9 protein-coding genes are annotated in these 26,302 nt (G+C 61.9%); all 9 read left to right on the top strand.

Annotation, left to right across the window (positions count from 1 at the left end; translation table 11 throughout):
- The first annotated feature begins 498 nt into the window (after positions 1–498).
- Entirely contained in the window at positions 499–1,440 is a 942-nt protein-coding gene (locus ABYO54_RS01045) for a hypothetical protein (protein ID WP_372806042.1), read from the top strand.
- Positions 1,441–1,442: 2 nt separating this feature from the next.
- A complete protein-coding gene (locus ABYO54_RS01050; RefSeq protein ID WP_372806044.1) occupies positions 1,443–3,164 on the top strand; it encodes a hypothetical protein in 1,722 nt (573 codons plus the stop codon).
- An 8-nt stretch (positions 3,165–3,172) separates the two neighbouring features.
- Positions 3,173–10,996: a hypothetical protein gene (locus ABYO54_RS01055; protein ID WP_372806046.1), complete on the top strand. Its 7,824-nt coding sequence runs from the start codon at positions 3,173–3,175 to the stop codon at positions 10,994–10,996.
- Positions 10,997–10,998: 2 nt separating this feature from the next.
- Positions 10,999–13,563, top strand: coding sequence for a Calx-beta domain-containing protein (locus tag ABYO54_RS01060; protein WP_372806048.1), 2,565 nt, complete (start codon positions 10,999–11,001; stop codon positions 13,561–13,563).
- A 7-nt stretch (positions 13,564–13,570) separates the two neighbouring features.
- Positions 13,571–14,515: a peptidylprolyl isomerase gene (locus ABYO54_RS01065; protein ID WP_372806050.1), complete on the top strand. Its 945-nt coding sequence runs from the start codon at positions 13,571–13,573 to the stop codon at positions 14,513–14,515.
- 42 nt (positions 14,516–14,557) lie between these two features.
- Positions 14,558–22,648, top strand: a complete 8,091-nt coding sequence (locus ABYO54_RS01070) for an Ig-like domain-containing protein (protein ID WP_372806052.1) — start codon at positions 14,558–14,560, stop codon at positions 22,646–22,648.
- Between the two features lie 17 nt (positions 22,649–22,665).
- Positions 22,666–25,155: an autotransporter domain-containing protein gene (locus ABYO54_RS01075; RefSeq protein ID WP_372806054.1), complete on the top strand. Its 2,490-nt coding sequence runs from the start codon at positions 22,666–22,668 to the stop codon at positions 25,153–25,155.
- Positions 25,156–25,252: 97 nt separating this feature from the next.
- Positions 25,253–25,411, top strand: coding sequence for a hypothetical protein (locus tag ABYO54_RS01080; protein ID WP_372806055.1), 159 nt, complete (start codon positions 25,253–25,255; stop codon positions 25,409–25,411).
- Between the two features lie 230 nt (positions 25,412–25,641).
- Positions 25,642–26,302 (top strand): hypothetical protein (locus ABYO54_RS01085; protein ID WP_372806057.1); only part of this gene is annotated, 661 nt, incomplete at its 3' end.

Raw genomic sequence — 26,302 nt, forward strand, 5'->3', positions numbered from 1 at the left:
AGCCGGTCCAAAATTCCCGCTCCGATGTGAATATGGTAGGAGCGATCGCCTAGATTTACTGGTACGTCATGTAACATAGCTCGGAGTGTGTAGGTGCTCAGGACGGGCCAAGTCAAACCAAATCCGTCAAGTAACTTTTTGGCGGACCGTTTTCACGGCGCATGCCGAAACCACCAGATGTGCCTATCCCCGGGCGTTCCGGAAACAAAACCACAACATGCATACTTAAATTCTTATTCATGATCGATGTTATTATATAACGCATCTTTATTTTCTTGCGCAATATAACACATTCCGATTGACATCCTAATGCGACAGGCGTAGCGGTTAGCCCCTAAGGAATATCTCGCGCACGAATTCATTTTTGGAGGAAATATGAAGGTCGTAACCCCAGCGAATACCCCCCGCACTCCCAGGAGTACCGTACCTTTTCTGGTTACCGGAAAGGCGCTATCGAAAAAGATAGCGCCTTTTTTATTAGTAGGCGCCTTGCCCGTCATGGGCGGCCCCGTCCGCCGCCAGTCGCTTGAACTCGAAAAGGGCTGGAACGCCATCTACCTGACGGTTGAGCCGGTGGATTCCTATCCCCCGGCGGTCTTCACCAACAGCCCGGTCGATATCGCGGCGACGTACGACGGAATCTTTTCTCCGCGTCAATTCAGCTCCGACCCCGCGGCCAACATGCTCAATCAGCTCGGCTGGGGCGTTTGGTACGCACCTCCCCGGCCCGACTCGTTCTTGAGCGATCTCTCCGCGATCCATGGCCAGAAGCCCTATCTGTTGCATGCCAAGGCCGCCTGTAGACTGGAAATCGCGGGCGAGGTGGAGATGCCCAACGTTCGCTGGCAACCGAATGCCTATAATCTGGTGGGCTTCGACCTGGATTCGCTGGCGCCGCCCACCTTCGCGCAATTCTTTGCGGGCTCGACCGCGCATGCCGAAAGCAACGTTTACCGTCTGGTCGGCGGCTCGTGGCGCAAGGTGCTTGCGCCCGACACCGCGGCCATGCGCTCCGGCGAAGCCTTCTGGATCCATTGCAACGGCAACTCGAACTATCAAGGCCCGCTCAAGGCCGAAACCGCCACCTTCGGCGGCATCTCCCTCGGCCTGACCGGCGACAATCTCGTCATCCGCAACGAGACGGTGCATCCGCTCGAAGCGAAAATGGTCCATGTTGTCGGTAACGGCAACGGGCTTCCGCTGGCGATCGTGATCGAGATCATCGGCGAGGAAGTCGGCATGGAATCGTTGAAGATTCCAATGACGAACGGCGCTTGGAACATTGCGCTTCCGCCGCTGGAGGCGGGCGGCGCCGTTCGGATTCCGCTGGCGCTTCGGATGGAAGCCATGACGCAGGCGGAGGGCCAGGCCCTGCTCTGCATCGAAACCGATCTCGGCACGCAAACCTGGCTGCCCGTGACGGGCTATCGGGAGGATTAACCATGAAAACGTCCACGCTAGCTCTGCTCGCCCTTTTAGGGGTCACGGCACTCGCGACGGCAAACGACTACTGCGGACTCTGGGTCGGCCAGGCGACGCTGACCTACGTCAACCAAGTCACCGTTCCGCTCAACGAAGACAACGTTTCCGAACCGAAGGATCCGGCCATACCGCAACCCACCGCCGACGCCGCGCACCTGCGGCTGATCGTGCATGTGGATGGCGAAGGCAGCGCCTGCCTGCTCAAGGACGTCGCCATTCTCCGCCGCAGCACGGAAGAGCCCCTTACCGACAACGACCTTGCGCTCGTCACGGACGAACAACTCTACCCGAGCTTCCCCGATCAGGAGGCCGTGCGCATCGCCAGCGCCGTCTTCGACTTCGGCGACTATACGGCGACCGCCGCCGTCGATGCGCTTGTCGACGAGATCGCCGCGCAGGTGGGCGCAACCGTGTACCGGTTGCCGATCACCACCACATCCATCACGGCGGCAACCGATGCCGCCGAGACCGCGGCGCAGCAAGCGGCGGAAGCGGGCGTGGCCAGCAAACAGCTGCTCGCCCATGCCGACTCCGCCACCCGGTTCGCCGTTTTCATGGAGGATGTATTCACGCACCTCGACAGCATTAAAGAGGGCGACGCCTCGATGGTTGAGGCAATGGCCAACGATCTGGCCACGAACGCGGTCTATGCCGATCCGCGCGGCATCAACCTGCTGGCGCTCATCAAGGGCAACACCAACGATGCCGAATCCATCTGCCGGCGCTATGCCGACACCGAAAACGAATACCAGCGCACCATCACGGGCGGCGATTTCGCCGCGATGATTGCCGACGCCGCCGACGCCGCAGGCGCCGCGGCCACCAACGAAAACGCCACCCTCGACTCGATCTCCAATGCCGTTCATGCCTTGCAGGCGGTGATCGACGCCCAGACGGATGCACTGGCCTGGAAGTTGGCCCACAAAGACGACAACGCCATTGAATTCGCGATCTCCGAAGTGCTCGATGCCATCGTCGCGACCGCCGCGCCCTACACCAACCGCTACGATCTGGCCTCCAGCATTGCCGCGGCGGCAGAAAACGCCGCATGGGAGCGCCACGCCGCCCTGCCCCGCTTTACCCCGCCCGCCTCGATCCCCACCACCGACTATACCGACTTCGTCACCTCCGCCGCCTTCCAGGATTGTGTGCCCGGCGCGGCCGCAGCCGCCGCAGAGGCCGCCGTCTCGGCCAAGAAGAGCGATCCCTTCATCGATCAGGAGGATCTGTCCAACACGGCGAAGCTGGCCGCGCGCTATGCGTTGCAAAGCGTCTACATCGCCGCAGCGAACGCGCGCCGCACCGAGTTGCCGATGGATGGCGCCTTCGGTCCCGGCAACGGCACCACCAACCTCGCCATTGCCGCCAATACCCCCGGCGGCCTGACCTGCACAATCGATCTGCCCGCTTCGCACCCCACCAATCCCTTCCGCCATCCGAAGCATCCCGACCACATCCGGGGGTTCGATATCACACGCCGCATCCGGCTCGACTTCGCCGGGGAATCCGGCGACGCCGCCGAGCACACGGCCACCGGCGCAGAAGCGCTCGCGGGCGTCTACCGCGAGGAAATCTTCGGCCTTCATAAAAAGCTCGGGCCCGACTCCGACATCGGGTTGAAGGTGGAAGGCACCTTCGAACTCACCCGTATCAGCCACATCGACACCTTGAATGCAAAGTGAGGAACTCCATGAAAACACCGGCATTCCATCCGCTTCGTCTATTCCTTGCGACCGCGCTACCGCTCGCCTTCGCCCCCGCGGCGCTCGCGCTCGACCTCTACGTCAGTTCGTTTTCCGGCGACCTGAACAACAGCGAGAACATCTTCTGGGTCTCGAACTGCACCGTGCGGATCGAAGGAAACGACTCGCTTGAAACCCACCCGGACATCGGGAGGCGAACCCGCTTCGAGGTGCAGGTCGGCGACACCGTGGAGATCAGTGTTCCGCAAATGGCCTACTACGACGAAAGCGGGGCCTGCGTGGCCGACAGTTCGAACTTCGATGCCCAGCAACACGCCAGCGCCCAGCAACGTTTCGAAGCCTTGGGCATTTCCGTGAACGACGAACCGCAGACGGGCGACCCCACCCTCTACCGCTTCACCGTGGTCGCCGACACCGAAGTGGCGGTCAAATGGCAGCACGACTTTGCCTTGCGCATCGGGAGCGATTTCACCCTGACCGAGAGCCGCATTACGGATGCGGTGGGCAACCCGTGGATGCCCGCACAATCCTCGATGGCGACCGGCAACCCCGACCCCGCCGCGAAACTGCACTGGATTCCCAAAGGCGAAACCGTGATCCCCACCATCGACGGGCAGGTGATCGACAACACGACCCACCCCGAATTGAATGTGCGCTTCGTGCCGATCGGCTACCGCGCCGAAGACGCCGCCGATTTCAATGGCAAAGGGTTCTACGGGTTCACCGTTGGCCAATCCCCGGCATCGCGCCAGCAAGTGGAAGAGTTCACCATGGATACGTGGGCGAAGGTCGAATATGAATGGCAGATCCAGTATGGCGTCAACGCATATGTCATGAGCGAAGCCGGCGACCTTTCGCTGGTGGAAGACCTGACGCACAAGAAACGCTATATCGGCAACGGCACCTACTGGTTCGATCCCGAAACCAAGCTGCGCGTCATGTGCCGGGCCAATGCCGGCAACTCCTATTCCACCCCGGCCCTGCAAGGGTGGATGAACGGAGATGCGTTCTATTTCAAGGGAAACGGGACCATCTATACCCACGACGGCTCGCTGGAAGAAGGCGCCCCGGACGAATGCGACTGGCTTTCCAATATCGAAATCGGCATCGAAGAAGGGCTGGCCACCAATTATTACCGCTACCACGGAATGGAGATCGACCTGGCCAATGGGCACCGCGGCATCCAGCGGCCCGTCAAGGTGCAGTGGACCTACGGCGTACAGGAGATCGAAGCGCAGGTGGATATCGGGGAATATGTTTTCCAGGATCCGGTCATCAACGCCGCCGGCACGTTCACGGGCGAAACCTTTCCGAATCAGCAGCAGCGGATCGAACTGATCCGCGTGACGGGGGAGAACACCCTGATCGCCGAGCCGGACCTAGCCGTTTGGGACGACGAGGCCGCCAAGCTCTATCCCTTGGTGCCGGGCGACTATCGCGTGGTTTGGTCGAACGAGAGCGGACAGGTGGACGTGCTGGTGCAGGCGGACTATCCGGACACCCCGCACTATCCGCACATTGCCAATGCTCCGCCCGTGAACGTCGATCCCGACGACTCCGACACCTTCGTGTTCAAGGAGATTAAATACACCGAGAACGAAGCGAACGTGGACGGGGAGAACCTTTTCCGGGCCGAAACCCCCGGTTGGTCCGTCCTGCTCTTCGGCGAACTGCAGGAACAAGGGCGCGGCCTGCCCCGGGAATTCCTGCGCGTGCGCACCGTGCGCACCCGGAACTGGGCGGATTGCCAATCCAACAAAACCGAGGCCGTCATCGGCCAGGCGATCACCGATCCCGAGCTCGATGAGGCCGGACTGGGCACGGGCTACGTTTGCTCCGAAAACGCGCGCTTCAACCCGAACGTCTACGACGCCGAAAAGCTGGAGGGCCTTGCCGCACAGGACCTCTACGACATGGACGCACTGCGCTCGACCGAGCGCGAAAAGATCGTCGCCAATCCCGGCAACCTGCCCGGCCCGGTGATACCGGTCAATCTACACCCCGGAGCGGCGGCCTCGAACCGGATCGTGGTGGCGTGGTATGCCGATCCGGCCACACACGACCTGTTGCTGTGGCCGCACGCGGCCCGCACCTACCTGCCCCGTTGGCCGAAAAACAGCGCGGAGGGGCTGGGCCGCATCGTGATTGCCAGCCAGCTCGGCAGCGACGGCCTCCTCGTCGGCACCAATGCACAGGTGGTTGCCGCCGCCGTCACCAACGGCGCAACCGTCTACGAAGAAGCCACCACCTACGACCCCGCCCGCTTGCAGCAAGTGCAGATCTACAACCAGCCCGATCCCGGCCAGCCAGGCTACAACCCCAACGAAGAACACGCCCTGGTTGCCCCCTCGCTCAAGCATGCGGCGGTTTCGCCGCGCCCCTCGGCCATCTATGCCCTGCGCGACAACGATCTCAACCGCCACGTGGGCACCAAACCCTATACCGAAGAGCGGCAGGATCCTGCCACCTACACCTCCGATCCCTTCGTGCTGGTGCAGTTCTACGACACCGCCGACGAAACCTACAAAATGCGCGTCTACGAGGTTTGGGCCGACGATCCGCAACGGGGATATGAATTCGCCGACACCGACTCAAACTACCTGCGGGGCGAGCCCTTTGTGGAAATGGAAGCCGGGGAGCCCGTTATTCCATTCTATCCGCTCACCGACGTCTGGGGCGCCGTCGTCCCGCCCGAGACCTACGGCGGCAACCTCGCGAACCAACGCACCTACTGGGAAGATCACAAGGGAACCGGTTGGGCCGTCTCCGGCGGGCCCAATGCCTGGTTCTACCAAGCCCCGTTCTATCCGCGGCTGCCGGACTTCTGGTGGCCGGACGACGAACCCGGCACCATCGGCATCGAAATCACCGGCGACACCACCAACTATTATGCCGCCGTCCCCAGCGTCGGCGACAGCCTGGCCTTCCTGCCGGAAGACATCGGGCAACTGATGGAACTGCCCGCCGGGGCGGAGTGCCCCGAATGGCAAGGGTTGCCCGACAGCGTCCCGACCAAAATCCTCTACAAGAGCGAATGGCCCGACACGGTGCCGACGCTCAAGGCCGGAGAAACCCTCACCTTCTCCGGCGGCGAATACCGCACCGACAAACCCTACAGCGAAGAGATCAACGAAGACGGTGAAATCGAAACCCTCGAAACGCCGGGCCTCCCCGGCGTATTGGCCTTTGCCTCGGGTGAAGTGATCTTCGATTCGCTCAACGCCGAGGGCGATCCCGAGAAGTGGTCCACCCACTGGACGGCGCGCATTGCGCAGGTGCTCGAAACGCGCAGCGTCGACCTGGCCACCGAAAACTTCCCGTCCACCTTGTCGCCCGACTCCGGCAACACCCGCTCCAGCCAAGGGAAATATATCTTCAACGATCTACCCGCCTCGTTGCAAAAGCGGCTGCGCTACGATCCGATCACGGAAACGCTGGAACTCTACGGCCTGCTCAACGACAAGGGGATCGGCGACGATACGCTGACCGCCTCGCCGCCGGCCGTCTATGTGCTCGAACCCAATATCCTGACCGACGCCGACGAAGCGGCCATGCTCGGAATCGGGCTGCCCGCCACCACGGTTGCCGCGCTGAAAACCGCAACGCGGCAACCCCAAGGATGCGCCGACGCCCCCTACACGGTGGGGCTGGATTCCGGCGGACAGCCGCAACGGGCCTTCGGCCCCGGGTTGGCACTGTTGCCCAACGCCGACGTTCTCGATCCTACCACCGACGGGCCGGACATCAGCTACGTCACGGTCGTTGAGAACAACGATCCGTCGATGGGCGGCTCGCCGATCACGCCGTACATCATCAAGGTCGACCGTACCCAGCGCTACCGCGGTTCGATCAAGACCGTGCTCTCCGACAACGTCTTCGACGAAAACGTGGTGTTGCGCCACCAAGGCGACTTCGGCGCCAATGCCGACGACCTCTTCTTCGAATGGTGGTACCGCCCGGACGACGGAAGCCTCGATGTTCCGCCGCCGGACGATGCCTATTTCGATACGCACACCAACCCGTGGAAACTGTTCCCGGACCTGAGCGGCGAACTGGGCAGGGCGCGCTATGAGGCCACGCTCAAAGGCAACCCCAACGCCCCGGAAGCCCTGCTGGCCGACACCTGGTGGTTCTGCCGCTATCGGCATGCCAACGACGTAACCGGCGGAACCGACTGGCCCGGCACGGTGGACTATACCTGGGCGGGCGCGGGGAACTCCGACCCGCTCGGCGTCTACAACGATGGCATTCCCGACTACCAGGCACAGCTCGTGATGGGATGGATCAAGCGCGTGCTCGATGCGGTCAATCCCTACGAAGCGCGCATCAGCGACTTCGAAGGCGATAGCCCGGCCACCGTCGCCAGCATGCTGGCCCAGTTCGGGGCGCGCTACGAAGGCCCCGTTGCGCTCAATCCCGACAAGGACGTGATCGAGAACGTCGGGCTGATCGAACTCTACGAAACGATTCTCAAACGCGGGCGCGATTTGAGCATCGACCTCTCCCGGCCCATCTCGACCCCGGCGATCGCCAACGCGCTGCAGCTGGCCGCCACGCGCATTGCCGACTTCTACATGCTGCTCGCCAACGAGGCCTACACCGACGCGATCGACCCGACCATCGGCGTGGATGACGGCAGCCTGTCGTCTTCCGTCTTCAGTTTCCAAAACCAGCTGTCGTCCTTGATCGAAGAGGAACTGTGCCTGCTGCGCGGCGTGGACGACAACTTTGCACGCCCCGTCTACAACCGCCTCTTCTGGAACTTCACCAAGGGCGAAGGCGAAGCCGCCTATGCCATCAACTACAACATCTCCGACGTCAACGCCGACGGCTTCATCAACGAAGACGACGCGATGGCCATGTTCCCGCAAGGCCACGGCGACGCGTGGGGGCATTACCTCACCGCGCTGCGCAACCAGTATGAGTTGCTCAACCACGCCTATTTCAACTGGGTCTCGCGCTCCGAATACTACAACCTGATGGACGTCGTCATGAAGGTCGACTTCCTCGACGAACGCAAGTTCGCGCAGATGGCCGCCGCCAAAGCCAAGGCGGGCGCGGAGGTCGTCGACCTGACCTACCGCGAAAAGTATGTCGAGGATCCCGAAGCGCAGTGGCAGGGCTATACCGACTCCGACGAGCAGCGCGCCTGGGGCGTGCAGGGCTGGGCGCGACGCGCGGCGCAGGGGGCCTACTTCGACTGGGTCACGGCCAACGCGCTGTTGCCCGCCGAACATCCCAACGAAACCCTCGAAGGCATTCAAAAGGTGGATCGCCAGTCCAACGCCGACATCGCCGTGGTCTCGGCCAACCTCAACGCCATCCAGCGGACGTTCGACCACGCCAACGACGGCTACAACCCGCTGGGCCTTTCAAAAGACGTGATGGTGTTCGATATCGATCCCACCAGCATCGACAGCGGCCAGATGCACTTCGACCAGCTGTATGATCGGGCCATCGCCGCCCTCGCCAACGTGCAGACCGCCTGGGACAAGGCGAACGAGTCCGCCAACCGCCTGCGGGAAGTCGGCAACACCGAGGCCGAATACCGCAACGCCGTGTTCCAGGAAGACCTTTCCTACCGCAACCGCCTGATCGAGATCTTCGGCAAGCCCTACGCCGGAACGGTCGGTTCCGGCAAGCTCTATGCCGCCGGCTACGACGGCCCCGACCTGTCGCTGCACATGTATGTCGACGTCAACGAAATCAACAACGACACCGTCCCCGGCCCCTCGCTGGACTTCGCCACCTTCAATGCCCAAGGAACGCTAACCAGTGGCGCCATGTACGATGCCTTCAACACCGAAGACGGGCTCACGGACCTGGACGCGAGCGATCTGGAAGATTACTGGGCGCTCTATGCACCGAGCCTGGTGGTGGAGAGCGGCACCATTCCCGCAAAAACGGAAGACGGGCTATACAACGTTGATTTCAACGATTTGGTTTCCGGCGCGGATTCAAACCCCGACGGCATCGAAACGATCATGCCGGTCACCACCTCCGGCTATTCCTTCGTGGCGCCGGACGACTGGGGAGAGCGTCCGGCAACCGGGACGCTCCAGTCGCAGTTGGCCGCCATGCTCCGGCAGGAAACCGCCGTCTACGAGGCCATCGATGCCTGGAACTCCCACGCGGACCTTATCATTCGCACCTTCAAGCTGCTGGACGCAAAAATCCAATCGGCCGACGATGTCTACGGCAAGAATGCCTGGTTCAGCAGGGTAAAATATGTCACCGAAAACGTGATCAAAGGCCTGGAAGGGGCCCGGGCCATCAACGAGGCCGTAAAGGATTCCGTTGAGGTTACCTACGAAGCCGCGGCGGAATCCATTCCCCAAAACCTTCCGACAGGGGGATTCTCCATCTCCCCGGGCGATGCCCTCGCTCCGGTCAGAGGCGGAATAGAGCTCACCGAAGTCGCCATCACCTATGGCATCAATTCGTACGAAGCCGGACTCCGGATTGCTCAATTGGTAGCCGATATTGGCTTGGACGTCTGGCAAAGCGAACTGGAGCTGTTCGAGAAACGCGAAGCGACTCGGATCGACAAGGCGGAGTGGCTCATGGAAGCCGAAAACCTGATCGGCGACGAGGCGATAAAACGGGTAGCGATCTTCAAGGAGATCGAGGCACTGCGGTCGATGGGCGACGAATACCGGAGCCTGCTCGACGAGGGCGCGCGGCTGGTGGACGAGCGGGCAGCCTTCAACAAGCGCGTGGCGGCGGCCACCCAGCGCAGCCGCTATCAGGACATGACCTTCCGCGTGGCCCGCAACCATGCCCTGCGCAACTACCGCGCGGCGGTCGATCTGGCGGCGCGCTATGCCTATCTGGCCGCGCGGGCCTACGACTATGAAACCAACTTCGCCGACGACGATCCGGGCAATCCCGCCGAGCTCATGACCCAAATAATCCGGGCGCGCGGACTCGAATTGGCGGACTCGCTGAACTGGCTGAAAACCAACTGGGACGCCGTGGCGCCGCAGCTGGGCATCAACAACCCGCAGCTGGAAACCGGCAAGATGTCGCTACGCACCGAATGCTTCCGGATCCTGCCGAAGGGCGGCGCCAACGGTTCGGACGACCTTTGGGTCCAGACGCTGGAGGAAGCGTGGGTGGACGATCTTTGGCAAGTGCCCGAGTTCGAGCAATACTGCCGCGCCTTCGCCTCCGAATTCGACACCGACGGCGAAGGCGTTGCCCAGCCCGGCCTCGTCTTCCGCTTCCCGACCACCATCACGGCCGGACAAAACGTCTTCGGCAAACCGCTCGGCGGCGGCGACCACGCCTACGACCCGAGCGTCTATTCCACCAAGATCCGCGCGGCGGGCATCTGGTTCTCGGACTACCAGAGCGACGACATGGCCGAAGGCGACCTACCCGAGGCGCCGCGCGTCTACCTCTTCCCCTCCGGCACCGACGTCATGCGCGTTCCGACCGATGTCTCGACCGAAGAGCTGAGTTATTGGAGCGTGGTGGACCAGCGCATTCCCGTTCCGATCCCCGCCCTTTCGAGCGATCTCGACTACTGCGACTGGACGCCGCTTTCGAGCAGTCTGAACGGTAGGTTCGGCGAGGCGCGGCGCTTCTCGAGCTTCCGCGCCTACCACGACGGTGGCGACCTGATCAACGACGACGAACTGGTCTACAATTCGCGGCTGGTCGGCCGCTCGGTCTGGAATACGGAATGGGTGCTGATCATTCCGGGCATCACCCTCAACGCCGACCCCGACGAGGGACTGCGCCGCTTCATCGATCAGGTGACCGACATCAAACTTGTATTTGAAACCTACGGATATTCGGGGAACTAGCCATGAAAACGATGACACATGGATTGTTGGATTATTGGATTGTTGGATTATTGATTGCGGGAACTTCGTTGGGCCAAATCAGCGAGCCTTCGACGATCTTCTACGGCAAGGTGACGGGCACGGGCGGTGCGCAGCCGTTTCTGGTCCAGGACGGCGGACAGGACTGGACCATCGAAAAGGCGGACGGCGGCACGTTGGTGCTGAACACGGAGCTCTATCCGCTCAACAACGGCACGCTCTGCTATCAACTCCAGGTTCCGCACAACGTCTCGGCCTACGATCTGGAGAGCGGCGACGGGCTGCCGCTGCCCCCGGCCATCGAAACCAACGTGCATGCCGCCGCCTCGGTCGATGGCCAGGCCGCCGTCTTTTGCGGCAGCGAAACCTTCGCGGTCGGGCAGGCCCTGCGCTCGGCGACCTATCGCCTCGACCTGGAAGTGCCGCTCGTACCGCCGGATGCCGACGGCGACGGCATGCCGGATTGGTGGGAAGACGCCCTCGGGCTCGACAAGCAATTCGTGGATTCCGCCGTCGATTCCGACGGCGACGGACTCGCCAACCTGCAGGAATATTTGCAGGGTCTCGACCCGAACGCCGACAACACGAAGCCCACGCTGGCGACGGGTTCGCTGCGGATCTACCCCGGCTGCGCCACGGGCATACGGCTTCAAACGGACGACCTCGATTCCGCCCCCACCAACCTCGTCTATTCCCTGCTCACCGTCCCGACCAACGGAGCGCTGGCGCTGCGCAATGTCTTTGCCAATCCCTTGGCCCCCGACGCCGTACTGACCAACGGCATGGAATTTTCCCAGGCCGACGTGGACTGCGGGCGGCTCTATTTCACAACCAGCTCCACCAACGGCGGATCGTTTGCCGTAGTCGTGCGCGACGAAACAACGGCCTCCGCCACGGGTACCGTGGAGCTGGTCCTCTATGCCCCCGGTTCGGGCACCGCCGCACAGGAGCGCGCCCTGCGGGCCGGGCTCAACGACGGTGCGGTCATCTGGGATGCCGTTGGCAGCCACGCCGCGGCAAGCTTGAAGGTGCCGAGTTCGGGACTGCCGGAATCCGAATATGCTTCGGTCTATGTTCCGGCCTATGGCGAAGAGTATGCCCAGGCCATGCTGGGCGGGCGCGGAGCGGATACGCTCAGCGGCGGCTGGGGCCCCGACCTGATTGTCGGCGGGGCCGGAACCGATGCGATGTCCGGCGGCGGCGGTGCGGACGTCTTTGCCTTCGGCCCCGGCGACCTCGGGGCGGATACCATTGTCGACTTTTCCCCGGACGAGGGCGACACGATCGATCTCGACGACCTGCTGGCGGGAACCCCCGGCTGGATGGACGATTATCTCGATGTGGCGTGGAATGGCTCCGGCACCGTGCTGGGCCTTGACCTCGCGGGAGGCGGCACCTATACCGACCTGGTGGTGACGCTAACGGGCGTGCGACTCGATGCGAAGGCGGTCTACGACCTGGTGCTTAAAAACCAACTGCTGGCCGGAGCGCTGAAGCTAATGCCGCGCATCTCCGTGGCGGCCACCGATGCGCAGGCCTCGGAAAACGGCAACAATTCCGGCACCTTTACCCTGACGCGCGAAGGCGATCTGGGCGCGACGCTGAATGTGGCCTTGGCGTTCGGCGGAGCCGCCGTCAACGGCACCGACTATTCAGCCATCGCATCCATGGTCACGTTTGCTCCGGGCATCAGCGAAGCCGCGATCACGATCAACCCGATTTCGGACAGCGAAACCGAAGTGGACGAGTCCGTTGAGCTGACCTTGCAGCCCGGCAGCGGCTATGTGCTGCACGACAACATCCAGGCATCGGTGTTGATCAAGGATCTTCAGTCCGTGGTTGAAGTCACCGCCTGGGAACCGCTGGGCAGCTGGGATCCGCTGGTTCCGGCCACGGTACTCGTGAAGCGCAACGGCCCGGTCGCCAACAGCCTTTTCGTGATGCTCGACATCGGCGGCAGCGCACGCAACGGTTCCGACTACGGCGTTGTTTATTCCTTCGTAATGTTCGATCCGGGGCAAACGGTTGTTCCCATCAACATCGTCCCGTCAGTGAATCCGGGAGACGAACCGGAAACCGTAATCGTCTCCGCGCTGGAAGACGCGAGCTATGCGCTGGCCGACGCCCACTCGGCACGGGTTATCCTGGCGGCGCGCAGGGACTATCTCGATCGATGGCACGCCCGCGAAGTTCCGGGGAACACGGATTCGACCGCCGTCTTTGCGGCGGGCGACGCCGGGGCGCTGGGCATCGGCAATCTGGCGCGCTACGCCTATGGCATGGATCCGCTTGCGCCCGACGCCTCGTTGTTGCCGCAGCTCGTTTTGCGCGATGGCCGCTGCCAGGTGGACGTGCACCGCAATCCATGTGCGATGGATGTCGAGTTCGAAATCTCGGCCTCGACCAACCTGCTGGACTGGAGCACCGCGCCACGGGTCGTGGTGCCGGAGCTGGAAGACGATGCGACGGTCGAGACCTACCAAACGGACGTTCCCGTCGGCACTGCGGCGCAGCAATACCTGCGCGTCAAACTGATCTACGAACCCTGAGGAAAAAATGAGATGGTCGATTGCCGATTTTAGAGGGCCGATTTTGTTGGCTTCGCTGGTGTGTGCCTCCTGCTCGCGGGAGGCGCCTGCGCCGGAACCGGACGGGGTTGTGGCGCGGATCGGGGATCGGGTGATTACTGCTGACGATCTGCGGCTCAAAGCGCAAACCCACCCGGCAATGACGAAGGAGGAACTGCTCCACGCGTTGCTGGCGCACGAGGCGCAGTCGCTGCGGGCACAACCGCTGGCAGACGACCCGGCCGTCCGGCGCGAGATCGACCGCCTGCTGGTGAACCGGTTGCGCGAGCGCGAACTGGCCGGACGGCTCAAGGCCGCCGAGGTTTCGGACGCAGAAATCCAAGCGGAATACGATCGGCGACGCACAGAATTCACCCGCCCGGCAATGGACCGCTTTGCGATGCTGTTTCTGCAGATCGAGAAGAATGCCAGCGAAACAAAGCAAGCCGAAGTGCATGCGCGGATGGCGTCCGCCCGGCAGCTGGCCCGGCAGCAAGCCGAAAAGGATTTCGGAAAGCTTTCGTTGGACTATTCCGACGACCAGCTTGGGCGCTACCGCGGCGGCGACCTTGGCTGGATCGCCGCAAACAAAACCTCGAACCGCCTGCCGGAAACGGTGCTCGAAACGGGCCGGCGTCTGGAGCTGGGCACCGTCAGCGAAATCCTCGAAACCGACGAAGGGCTTTATATCGTCAAGAAGACCGATCACCGGCCCGGTGCAACCACACCGCTTGAACAGGTCCGTGCGTCATTGCGCAGACGCTTGCTGGCCGAACGCCGCGAACAGATCGAAACCGACTTTATCGAGACGTGCATGCAACAGGCCGCCCCGCAAATCGACGCCGCGGCCTTCGCCCGATTTGAACTGGAAACCACTCCGCAACAACCGGAACTCCCCGTCCCGACGGGCGGGCTCCCGATGGCGGGGAATTAACTTATGGATTACGACTGACGAATTCACATCGAGGAACGAACCATGAAAACGAGATTGTTGCTATCCTTCTTCGCCCTGGCAACGGCATGGGCATGGGCCGCCGCACCGACGATTCAACTGAACTTCGAAAATCCATATTCCATCGACGAAGACCACATGGCATCCGGTCTTTCGTTCTTCATCGCCGACGACGATACCGATGCCAACGACCTGACCATCGCCAAAAACTCCTCGAACACAACACTGGTTCCTTTGAACAACATGAACCTAGGCGGAAGTGGAACCAACCGCACCCTTACCGTGGCACCTGCACTCAACCAATACGGGTCGACCCAGATCAGCATCATGGTAACGGACACCAACAATGTTTCGGCAACGAATACGTTCACGTTGCAGGTGAACAGTGTGAACGACCCGCCGACCATTGCAAACCCCGGCGATGTTTCCATGCAGGAAGACTCCACCAAACAAATCACGCTCACGGTCGGCGACGTGGACAACCCTTCGACCGAGCTCTCGTTTACAGCACGCTCGGACAATCAAGCCTTGATTCCCGACGCCAACATTGTTAGCTCGCTCGGTTCAGACGGATCCACGCTCACCGTCTTCTTGCAACCGTTGCCCAACATGTACGGATCGTGCAACGTCACGATAACCGTTCGGGACAAAGCCGGGGACATCGACTCGACCGCGTTCAAGGTGACGGTCGCCAACGAAAACGACACTCCAAGCATCGATTTCTCAATCTCGCCGGCGACCATCAATGAAAACGTCACGACAACAACCCCGTTCCAACTCACCATCACCGATCCGGACACCAACGACACCTTCACCATTGAACTCGCGGTCGTAAACGATCCGGGCAACGCCGTGGGTTCCTTCTCGACGAGTCCCCTCTTCACGGGCTCCAAAAGCAGTGCCGAAGCCTGGGTGGCCGCCCTCGGCTATAAACCGAAAAACAACGTGATCTCCGGCAGCAGCAACCTGACGATCCGGATTACCGTAAGCGACGGGCAGACCGACCCTGTCGAGAAAACCGCGACACTCACGATCCTGGAAGTGACGGAAGCGGTTTCGATCCTCGGCGTTGAGCTGGAACCCTTCCGCATCAACGAAGGCGACGAAATCGTCCCGTTCCCTTCGGTCGTCATTTTCGACAACGAAGAAACCGGGACCGCCCGGGTCGAAATCGAACTGGACACCGTGCCCTCGGGGAAAGGCGCGTTCGAACCGGCCAGCCTGACGAATAGTTCGACCGCCGCTGCAACCGAATGGATCAAGGGCGTGCAATTCACTGCGGGCAATGTGCCTTTGGGAACAACCGAATCGGCTCGCCTCCGGATCAAGGTCACCACGGTATCGGGCGGGACGCAAAGCTACACCTACAACAGCCGGACTGAAGTCATTATTTCCGAGGCCATCAACTACCCGCCGCAAATTTTGAATGTTCCGGCCCATCAACCCGTAATCATACCCTTGGAAGCGCCCTACCCCTTCTTGGACTACGTCACCATTCAGGATAACGACGAAGTCACCCTGAGCATCGATCTGGACGATCCGGGCAAAGGGGAACTTCTTTTCGAAGGCAGTGCCTTCTCCTCGACCAACGATAGCGTTGAAGCGATCAACTCCTTGCTGAGCAACCTCTATTACCAGGTATCGGACAGCTACGCCTTCGCCGACAATCTACCCGGCGACACCACCTTCTCCATCATCGTCGAGGACAGCGGCGGCAGCGTTGCCTCCGACACGTTGCGCGTCTTGGTGCTGGAACCGGCCAGCAACCTCGTGGTCTACCTCACCGGAGACGACGTCAACACAACCGGCACCCTGCGCCATGCCGTGAACCGGGCGAGCAATGACGATACGATCACCTTTGCCTTCGACTATCCCGCAGGCGCCAGCACCCCCGAGGTGATTCGCTTGACCAACGGCGTAATTACGCTGACGAAGAACCTCAACTTCAAGGGGCCCGGCGCGGACCTGCTCGTGATCAGCGGCGATACCGACGGCAACCTGCAACCCGACACGCAACTTTTCCGCGTGGAAGCCAACGTCGCGATGGAAGGCCTGACCCTTTCGCACGGCACGGCGCAATACGGCGGCGCCATATCGGTTGGACCGACCGGGGCACTGACGATGCGCGATTGCCAAATCCGCGACTGCACCGCCGAACAATGGGGCGGGGCGATCGATGTGGAGGAAGGCTGGCTGGCCATGGCGGGTTGCCTGCTGCGCAACAATTCAACCGATCCCTCGTCGGGCCTCGGCGGCGGCGCGGTTTCGCTCTGGACCGACCAGGACTGCGGGTTCCTCAACACCACCTTCTCCGGCAACCGCCAACGATCGCCTTCGGGCTACGGCGGCGGCGCGCTCTATGCCGAAAACTACACCCCGGCCTCCTATTTCGAAGTCGGTTTGGTCCACTGCACCTTCGCCGGCAACACCGATGAAGCACAGGTGGCCAGCTCCATCTACGCCAACGGATTCGGCACGCAGGTGAAACCCGCCAACTCCATTTTCGCCGACGGTTCCGGATACAACCTCGGCGTCGCGGGCGCAGGAGAAATCCGTTCCTACGGCGGCAACGTGTCCGACGACTGGACCTACACCGTCTATATGCAGGGCGGCGAACCGCAGGCCGTCATGCTGCTTGACCCGCCGCTCGACCGGGTCAACACCGATCCGCTGCTCGATCCGCTTTCCGCACCGGAAAGCCCGACCGACCTGTACCCGCTCCAATCCGCCAGCCCGGCGATCGACTGGGCAACGGCGGACCGTACCGCCATCGACCAGCGCGGTGCCCTGCGCGACGCCGCCCCCGATTCCGGGGCTTATGAAGCCGATGCCGAACAGCGCATCCTCATCAACGAAATCCAGGTCAACGCCCCCGGGTTCATCGAGTTCTTCGTCCCGCGCAACGCCGAAGCCGTCGCACTCACCAACCACGTTGTGTTCGTGGATGGCGCCGAGGTTTGCCACCTCACCAACACCACCGTCAACACGGGCTTCGGACTGCTTATCGCCCAGCAATCCTTAGACGGCTACGCGCATCCCAGCGAAGTCATCTCCTCGCCCCTGCTCGACCTCAAGGAACGCGGTACGGTCACCCTGACGGACGGCGACCAGAACATCATCGCCCACGTGGCCTACAACGGCGTGTTCGAAAGGGTCGGCGACTTCGATCCCGGCCAATACGAAACCCACTCGCTGACGCTCAATCCGCAATACCGCGGTTTCGCCAACCTGCCGCACGGATGGTTCGAAGCGGGCCTCGCCCAGTCCCCCGGTGCGGACGCCGACGGCACGCCCTTCGGGCTGCCCAATGCCCCGCCGATCGCCTTCCCCGACGTGTTCGTTGTCCACGAGGACGACGTGTCTTGGCTCGGCGTGCTGGCCAACGACTATGATGCCGACGGCGACCCGCTGAGCATCACGGGCCTCCCCGCGCCCGCCCCAACCTACGTTACCGGAAACGGCGCAACCTGCAGCATCGCCCAAACCGGCTCCACCTTCGCAGTACGGTACGACCCCACCCTCGCCACGGCCATCCAGCGCTTGCCCGAGGGCGCGGAACTCTCCGACACCTTCGACTACACCATCACCGACGGCATCGGCCGATCCGGGCGGGGAACCATCGTATATATCGAGGAAAGCGAATTGTATACCGATGTGATCATGCTCGATACGGATGCGCCACACACGATCAATCCGAATGAAGAAGGCGAGTTGATCGAATTCCACGTCCCCTCGATGGGCTCCAACGCCACCGTTTATGCGTACCGCATTATTGCCGTGGAAAGCGACACCCGCATCCTCCTCGCAAACCCCATCGGGAACGATGCCGTTCCCTATGAACCGCTCGAAGGCGAATGGCTCTTCGGCGAACCGTCCGATTCCACCACCACCGTCAACCTGACCATACTCGGCGCGAACGATGCGCCGGCCGCCAACCCGGACGGTGCCGGTTGCGACGAGGACGAACCGCTGACCTTCACCGCCGCCGACCTGCTCGCCAACGACGATGACATCGACACCGACGACGACACCGCCTCGTTGCAGCTCGTCGGCATTGTCCAAACCTCAACCACCAACGAAGCGGCGGTATCGATCAACCTCCGCGCCAATCCCGCCGAAACCACCCTTGTTTACGACCCGAGCGTCTCGGCCATGCTCGATGCCTTGGGCGCCGGAGAATTCGGCATCGACACCTTCGGGTATGTCGTGGCCGACCGCCATGGAGCAATGAGCACCGGCATCGTTGAAGTAACCGTGTGGGGCGTCAACGACGAACCCATCAGTGGCGACGACCCCGCCAACCTGCTGCCGCTGCTCCCCTATATCGGCGCAGGCGAAACCGTGGCAGACGTTCTGTCTAACCTCGTCGTGCTCGACGCCATCCCAACGGCCGCCGGCACTCCGGGCCGGATGGACGCACGCATCATCATCAACGGCACGTTCGGCGAAGAGGACAGCATCGTGCTGACCAATCTCTTCGCCACGCCGGCCTCCGCGCAGTTGTTCATTTCCGAAGGGGAAATCCTCGCCAACGATTCGGATGTCGATACGAACGACCGGCTTCGAATCGACTCCACCTCCCCGAGCGACCATGGCGTGGCCACCGGCATTGGCAGCGGGGGGATCCGCTACGAGGCTCCCGGATCGACCGACCTGGAAGCCCTCGCCCGCGGCGAGCAGCTATTGGATTGGTTCGAAATCGAGATTGGCGACGGCCACGGCGGCACCACCAAGAACCTCGTTGCCGTCTTGGTGACGGGCGTGAACGACCGCCCCTTCGCCGGAACGGATTGGCTCGCCGTTCGCGAAGACGAATCGGTCGGGTTCAACGCCATGGCCAACGACCGCGTGGTGGACTTCAACAACTCCGCACCGGACAACGCGCTCTGGATCGTTTCGGCGTCCGGGGCGTCCACCTTGCAGGGCTCCTATGCCATCGGCACCAACGGCACGGCCTTCTACGACCCCGCCGTTTCCGCGTTCCTCGACGGGTTGCCTGAAGGCTATGTGACCAACGACACCTTCACCTACGAACTGACCGACCAATCGTTCGTCTTCGCGTGCGACGATCTCTTCCGGGTGGATCCCGACGGCACGGGCGCGGTGCTGCGCGTCATGGCCAACGACATCAACCACAACCAGCGCGCAGGCGCAATCCGCATTGCATCGATCGGTATCCCCGGCCACGGCGGCAGCGTTGAACCCGCCGCGAACTCCACCGCGATCCGCTACCAACCGGAAATCAATTTCGTGGGCGACGAGGTCTTCACCTACACCATCACCGATCCGTTCGGCAACACCGACAAGGGGCGCGTCACCGTCCGCGTCACGAGCGAAGCCTTCAACGGCGACCTGCAAGCCAATGCCGATTCCTTCACGGTTGCGCTGGGCGAGACCGTCACGCTCGATCTGCTGGCCAACGACAACCGGAGGCCCAACGCCGGCGCGGCACTCGACATCGTCGCCCTCGCGACCAACGGCCTCCACGGCATCGTCGTACGATCCGGCAACCGTGTGCGCTATACCGCAACCACACCGCTGGGCGATGCGTTCACCTACACGATTTCCGGCGGCGGCCCGGCGCGCGCCACCGCAACGGTCGCCATCAAGGTGGTGGACCGGCGGCACACGCTGCCGGTGCGCAACGACAGCTTCGCCATCCTGCGCGACAGCATCGACAAGACACTCGATGTGCTCGCCAACGACCGCATTCTGCCGGATGAACCGGAATATCAACTGCGCTCCGTCGGCCTCCCCCAACACGGCGCCGCACTCATTGTGGACAACGAGCTCCGCTACACGCCCAACGCCGGTTTCGTGGGCATCGACCGCTTCGGCTATGAAGCGACCGACGGACTTGGCGGCACGGGCACGGGCGTGGTTGAAGTCGCCGTCGGCGCGCTCCTTGCCAAGGAGGATGTGTTCTCGGTCGGATACGGCGGCGTCGATGTTGTGCTGGACGTGCTGGCCAACGACCGCATCCAACCGGAAGAACAGGGCTCCGTTTCCATCGTCGCCCTGCAGCTCGGGCAAGGCCTGTCCGGCTATGTTGAAAACCGCACGAACGATCTCGTCTTCACGGTGCCGCCCGACCCGATGGGCCAATACGAATTCAGCTATGTCGTCGGCGACGGCGAGCGCTCGGCGACGGGCACGGTGACGGTGGCCGTCGAAGCGGACGGTGCATATGCGAACCCGGACTATCTGGCCGTACTGGCCGGCAGCTCGGGCGTGGAACTCGACGTACTGAACAACGATGCCTCGGTACGGTCGGTGCCGCGCACCGTGGTGGCGACGGCCATCGGCACGGGCGACGACGCGCCGAACCAAGGCGGCACCGCAGTGGTGATGGGGGACCATATCCTCTACACCCCCGCCCCCGGCTTCGTCGGCGAGGAAACCTTTACCTATTCCATGACCGACTCGCTCGGCACCGATACCGCCAAGGTGGTGGTCGAGGTTCGGCCGCCGGAAATGGTGGCCTGCAACGATGCCTTCATCGTCTACTTCGATCCCTCGGCCCCGGCCTTCGCCCTGCCCGTGCTGAACAACGACGTGCTGCTGCCGCCGGCCGGTACGCTGCAGATCGAAAACGCGGAACTCAACATTTCCGCCGACGGCCGTTCGCTGGAATACACCCCCACCACCATCGGCTGGTTCACAAACCATTATGAAATCAGCGACGGCGGCACGCGGCGCGCACAAGCCACCGTGGAAATCGAGGTCCGCCTGCGCACAGGAGAACTGATGCTCGAAGCCAATCCCGATGTCTGGTCGGTGGCGCGCGGCAGCTCGGCCAACCGTTTTTCGCCGTTGGCGAACGACGGAACCCTGCCCGCAGGCGCGGACTCGTGGACCGTCGCAATCGCCTCGCCCTGTACCAACGGCGGAATCGCGGTGGTGTCGGGCAGCAACATCCTCTTCACCCCGGATCCGGACTTTACGGGCCTCGATGGCTTTGCCTATTCGGTTTCGGACGGCCTCGGCGGAACGGCCACCAATGCGGTGGCGGTACGGGTCGGCGAAATCCTGCTGAATCCCGATTGCTTCTCGGCGCTTTCGGGCACAACGAACCTCTTCGACGTGCTCGCCAACGACGGCAGGCAACCGGACGGCCCGGTGCTGACCAACCTGATGGGCGGGACCAACGGCCGGATGGTTTACATCCCGCCGCCCGCAAACGACTATCCGTTCATCGACACCGTCGCCTATGCCGTGGAAGTGCACCCCGGCCTTTATGCGACCCAGATGGTCAGCGTGCTGGTGGAGGAATTCGATTCCGACCGCAGTACCGCCCTGGTGGATATCGAAGTGACGGGCGTGAACGATCCGCCCGTCCTCGGCGAGTTTGGCGATGTGCTGGAAACGGCCGACAACGTGCCGATCAAACCCTTCCCGTTTGCGAAGATCGTGGATGTGGATCTATGGAGCAACGAGCTCCAGCGCGTCGTGATTACCATCGACGAGGCCGTCAAAGGTTCGCTGTTGCCGCTGAACGGCTTCAGCAATCCGCAACCGGGCCGCTATGAAATCACGAACACCCCCGCCGTGGTTTCCGCGGCGCTCAACGGCCTCTTCTTCGTGCCGGCCGCAAACCGGATTGAGGCCGGGATGAACGAGACCGCGGTGCTGGACGTCAGCGTGGAGGATTTCCATATCGCTTCCCCGCTGGCCCACCGCTTGGAAATCATCGTCTGGGCGGACAACGATCCGGGCACCTTCCTCGACGCGTGGAAAATCCTCTATTTCGGTGCCGGCGGCGCCCCGGGCGCGGCGGACGAAAACGACCAGGATGGCGACGGGCTGGTGAATATTGCAGAATATGCCTTCGGAACCGATCCGACCCAACGGACCGCCCCCGCAATGCATAGCCTGGTTTGGGAAGATGGCGCGGCAGTCGGCACGTTGGTGGCCTCGTTCCAGCGACAGTCGGACGACCCCTCGTTGCTGTATGTGCTCGAAAAGAGCACCGACATGCAAACGTGGGAAAACGCCGCGGCCTGGATCATTGCCACCACCAATACGCCGCCGACGGAAGGCATCCAGCGCTCCATCAACGTCATCGACATTGAAAACGACGATAACTGCTACTACCGCGTGAACGTTTATTATTAATAGCGAAGGGGGAACCGATGCGACATTCTAGATTCATCTTTGCAGCAAGCTGCATGGCGTTGCTGCATGGCCTATCGGCCGATGCCGCCAGCTATGCGCTCGACGGCGGAACAACTGGAATAGTCATCGGCGACTGGGACATTCCGACAACCGATGTCTTCATTGGAACGACCACGCCGAGCAATAGCCTGATGGTGTCGTCATCAGTCGTGGTATCGAACAACAGCACCTATGTCGGCTACGGCACAGGCGCGAACGCCAACCGGGTGGAACTCCAACCGGGAGCACGGTGGTTCGGTTCCGGCAACTTCGAGGTGGGCAGCGAAGGGTCGAGCAATTCCCTGCTGGTGGAGGCCGGGGCGGTGCTGGAGACCGGTTCGGGCTATGTCGGCCGCGAAGCGTCGGCGGCGAGCAACAGCGTAGTCGTCAGCGGCACAGGCAGTCGATGGTCGAGCTCGAACTACATGCGCATCGGCCACCATGGCTCCGGCAACTCCCTGGAGGTGGCGGACGGCGGCCTGCTGGAGAACGAGTTGTCGGCCGATATCGGCCTGATGGAAGCGGCCTGGCAAAACCGCGTTCTCGTAACCGGGTCGAATTCGCTCTGGCGCAGCGGGAAGCGGTTGGCCGTGGGCTACGCGGGCGCGATCAACAGCCTATCGGTCGAAGCCGGCGGGCGAGTGGAAACGGAGGGGCTCTATGTCGGGTATCTGGAAACGGCGACCAACAACACGGCATCGGTTTCCGGAGAAGGATCGGCGATCATAAGTTCCGACCCCGTCGTTGTAGGGTTGTATGGATCGGACAATTCCCTGGCGGTGGTGGATGGCGGAAGTTTTCAGGCTCCCGACTTGGTCGCCGGCGTCTATTCCGGAGCGCAAAACAACCGGATCACCGTGGACGGCGAGAACTCCGTTCTGTCGGTCACCGACTCCCTGATGATCGGGGGGGCGCAACCCTCGACCGGAGGAACCGGCAACCGGTTGATCGTTCTGCACGGCGGCCGGGTGGAAGCCGGCGATCTTTACAACCGGAACTCGTCGGAAATCTGGCTCGGAGCGGACTCCCGCATCGAAACCGGAAACTATTACCAGGATTCCTCGTCGGCCCTGCGGCTCGATGTGACGGAGGATGAAACCCGCCGGCCGCAGAACGGATGGATCGACGTGGCAGGCACCGCCGAGTTCGAACGGGATGCAACGATCCAACTGCTGAGCAACATCGGCGAGCTGGAATTCAACCGCTACTACACCAACAGGGTGGTTTCAGCGAACACGCTGGTGGTGGACGGCAAAGCCAACGCGGACACGGAGGATCTCGAAAAACTCAACGCCTACGGCACGCTGCTCTATGTGAAATTCTACGAACGGGACCAGGATATCGTCGCCCGCTTCAGCCGCAAACGGCTGGCCGAGGCGGCGGGTTTCGAAGACGGTACGATGATGGCGCGGGTGGCGGACCGCATCGACGACATCGGATTGTCGGGAGGGGAGCGCGCCACGACCCAAGTCATGATGCTGAACGAAATGCCGAGCGGGGAAATCGCCGACCAAATGCGCCAGCTCTACGCTTTCGGCGTCCCCACCCACCGCCATATGGATTCTTTGCAGGGCGGCCTCGATGCGGCACTGGAGCGCGGCAACCGCTTTGAATCCGGCACGGTCCCCGAAGGCGCGGCGGGGCCGGGGGATGACCGCCGTACCTCGGTCTGGTTCAAGGCCTATGCCATGTCGGGCGACCAAGATGCGACGGGCGGCTATTCGGCCTTCGACCACTACATGGGCGGATTGGTCCTCGGATGCGATAAACGCTTCGAGAAGCTGCAACTCGGAGCCGCCGCAGGTTTCGCCACATCCAACATCCACCAGGACAATGGAGACACCAGCGATGCGAGAACCGCCTATGCCGTTCTCTATGGATCGCGCCTTTTCGATGCAGGGTTTTTGGATGGCGCGGTGTCGCTCGGCCGGAACCGGATCGACAACGAAGCGGGCACGCGCTTCGACACGACGGCGGATATCCTGGCGAATAGCTGGTTGTTATATATGGGGGGCGGCCGCAATTTCGGTTTGGGCAAGGGTTGGATCGCCACCCCGGAGTTCGGCTTGCGGTTCGGCTTCTACGACCAACGGGCCTACGGAGAAAACTCCACCACGGCGGAACCGCGCCACGTGGACGAGTACGATCGCTGGAGCACCCGGTTCAAACTTGGAACCCGCATCGGCCGCGTAGACAACGGGAAGATCGAGTCCATTGTGCCGCGCGGGCGTTTGTTCTGGTTCCACGAGTTTCGGGACGAAGACGACTCGCTTGGCTATACCTTGGGAACAAGCGACGAGGATTTCACCATGCAGATCCCCGGCACCGACACCGATCTGATCAACGTGGGAGTAGGACTCTCCGCCATGAACGCAAGGGGATGGGAGCTGATTCTCGATATCGACGGCTACATGAGCGCAAAATACACCTCCGTCGTTTTCGGCGGGCGCATCTCGCGCAAGTTCTAACAAAAACCCAATTTAGGCATTGATGCGCGGAACTAGATGCCCATATTAGACCGCATTGGTACCATTTTATGAATCAACCTAACCAAGGAGAACCAACATGAACGTTGACCAGCATCTGAAAGTCGCCTCTTGGCATATCGAACAAGCCCGGTTGCATGCCACCACGGAACATTCCTGCGGCTGCCCGTTGAACGACGACTACGCCAAGATCATCGAGCAGGTCGAGTCCGGCAACATCGTCGACGAAGGCCATTAAGCCCGCAGCTGCGGGAAGCTCGAACACCGGAATACCCAAATCCGAAACGAATCGGATCGCGAACCGCCTTTATGGCGGTTCTTTTTTTGGAGAAACGTCTACCCGCCCAAGACCTACGACTTTCGAGTCGGTGACCCGCGACCTTAGACCACCACTTCTTTTTACATTCTGATGACAATTTACCCCTGTGTTTGAGCTACCTTACCTTCATCATTCAATGGAGCAGGATTATGAAGACAGGGACAATGCTCATCGCAATACTGGCACTGGTGCAGGTATGCGCCGCAAACGAACTGCTGCAGCAATACGAAAAGGCTTACTATCTTGAAACGGCCAAGGGCAACGAGAGGGAGGCGGCGGCGGTATATCAAACCATTGCCGACGCCGAAGCAACCGACGCCAACAAGGAGGCGATCCAAAAAAGCCTGCTGCGCCTGCTGGAGATCGGCACGAACCGCAAGCACGAAGCCACCATCCGCGACTGCCACGCAAAACTGTTGACCAAGACCGACACCACCGTTCAGCAACTCATCGAGTTGACGAAGGAAAGCGGCACGGTCTTTATTCCGAAGGGAACGCACTCGGGCCCCATTGTCCTCGACAAAAATCTGACGCTCAAGGGCGCGGATCGCAATGAGGCCATCCTGGAAGCGGAGGCCGACCAGCCGCTGATTCTTGTGTCGAAAAAGACGGACGCTCTGATTGAATCGCTGACACTGGAAAGTCAGCTCGCCTCCAGCGAACGCACCAATCCCCCCGGATGCGCGCTGCTGGTGCAGGATGCCAAGGCGACGCTAAGGGATTGCGCGGTCATTGCGCGCGGAAACGCCTCGCGCAGTCCGCTCGGGGTCTATGTGCAGGGTTATTCCGAAGTGCAGTTGCTCGACAGCG

The organism is Pontiella sp. (genome assembly GCF_041622395.1).
Taxonomy (GTDB): domain Bacteria; phylum Verrucomicrobiota; class Kiritimatiellia; order Kiritimatiellales; family Pontiellaceae; genus Pontiella.

What these genes read in the sequence shown, in the direction of transcription:
- ABYO54_RS01045 (WP_372806042.1), top strand. Translation starts at nt 499, where the DNA reads ATGGGCGGCCCCGTCCGCCGCCAGTCGCTTGAACTCGAAAAGGGCTGG.
- ABYO54_RS01050 (WP_372806044.1), top strand. Translation starts at nt 1,443, where the DNA reads ATGAAAACGTCCACGCTAGCTCTGCTCGCCCTTTTAGGGGTCACGGCA.
- ABYO54_RS01055 (WP_372806046.1), top strand. Translation starts at nt 3,173, where the DNA reads ATGAAAACACCGGCATTCCATCCGCTTCGTCTATTCCTTGCGACCGCG.
- ABYO54_RS01060 (WP_372806048.1), top strand. Translation starts at nt 10,999, where the DNA reads ATGAAAACGATGACACATGGATTGTTGGATTATTGGATTGTTGGATTA.
- ABYO54_RS01065 (WP_372806050.1), top strand. Translation starts at nt 13,571, where the DNA reads ATGAGATGGTCGATTGCCGATTTTAGAGGGCCGATTTTGTTGGCTTCG.
- ABYO54_RS01070 (WP_372806052.1), top strand. Translation starts at nt 14,558, where the DNA reads ATGAAAACGAGATTGTTGCTATCCTTCTTCGCCCTGGCAACGGCATGG.
- ABYO54_RS01075 (WP_372806054.1), top strand. Translation starts at nt 22,666, where the DNA reads ATGCGACATTCTAGATTCATCTTTGCAGCAAGCTGCATGGCGTTGCTG.
- ABYO54_RS01080 (WP_372806055.1), top strand. Translation starts at nt 25,253, where the DNA reads ATGAACGTTGACCAGCATCTGAAAGTCGCCTCTTGGCATATCGAACAA.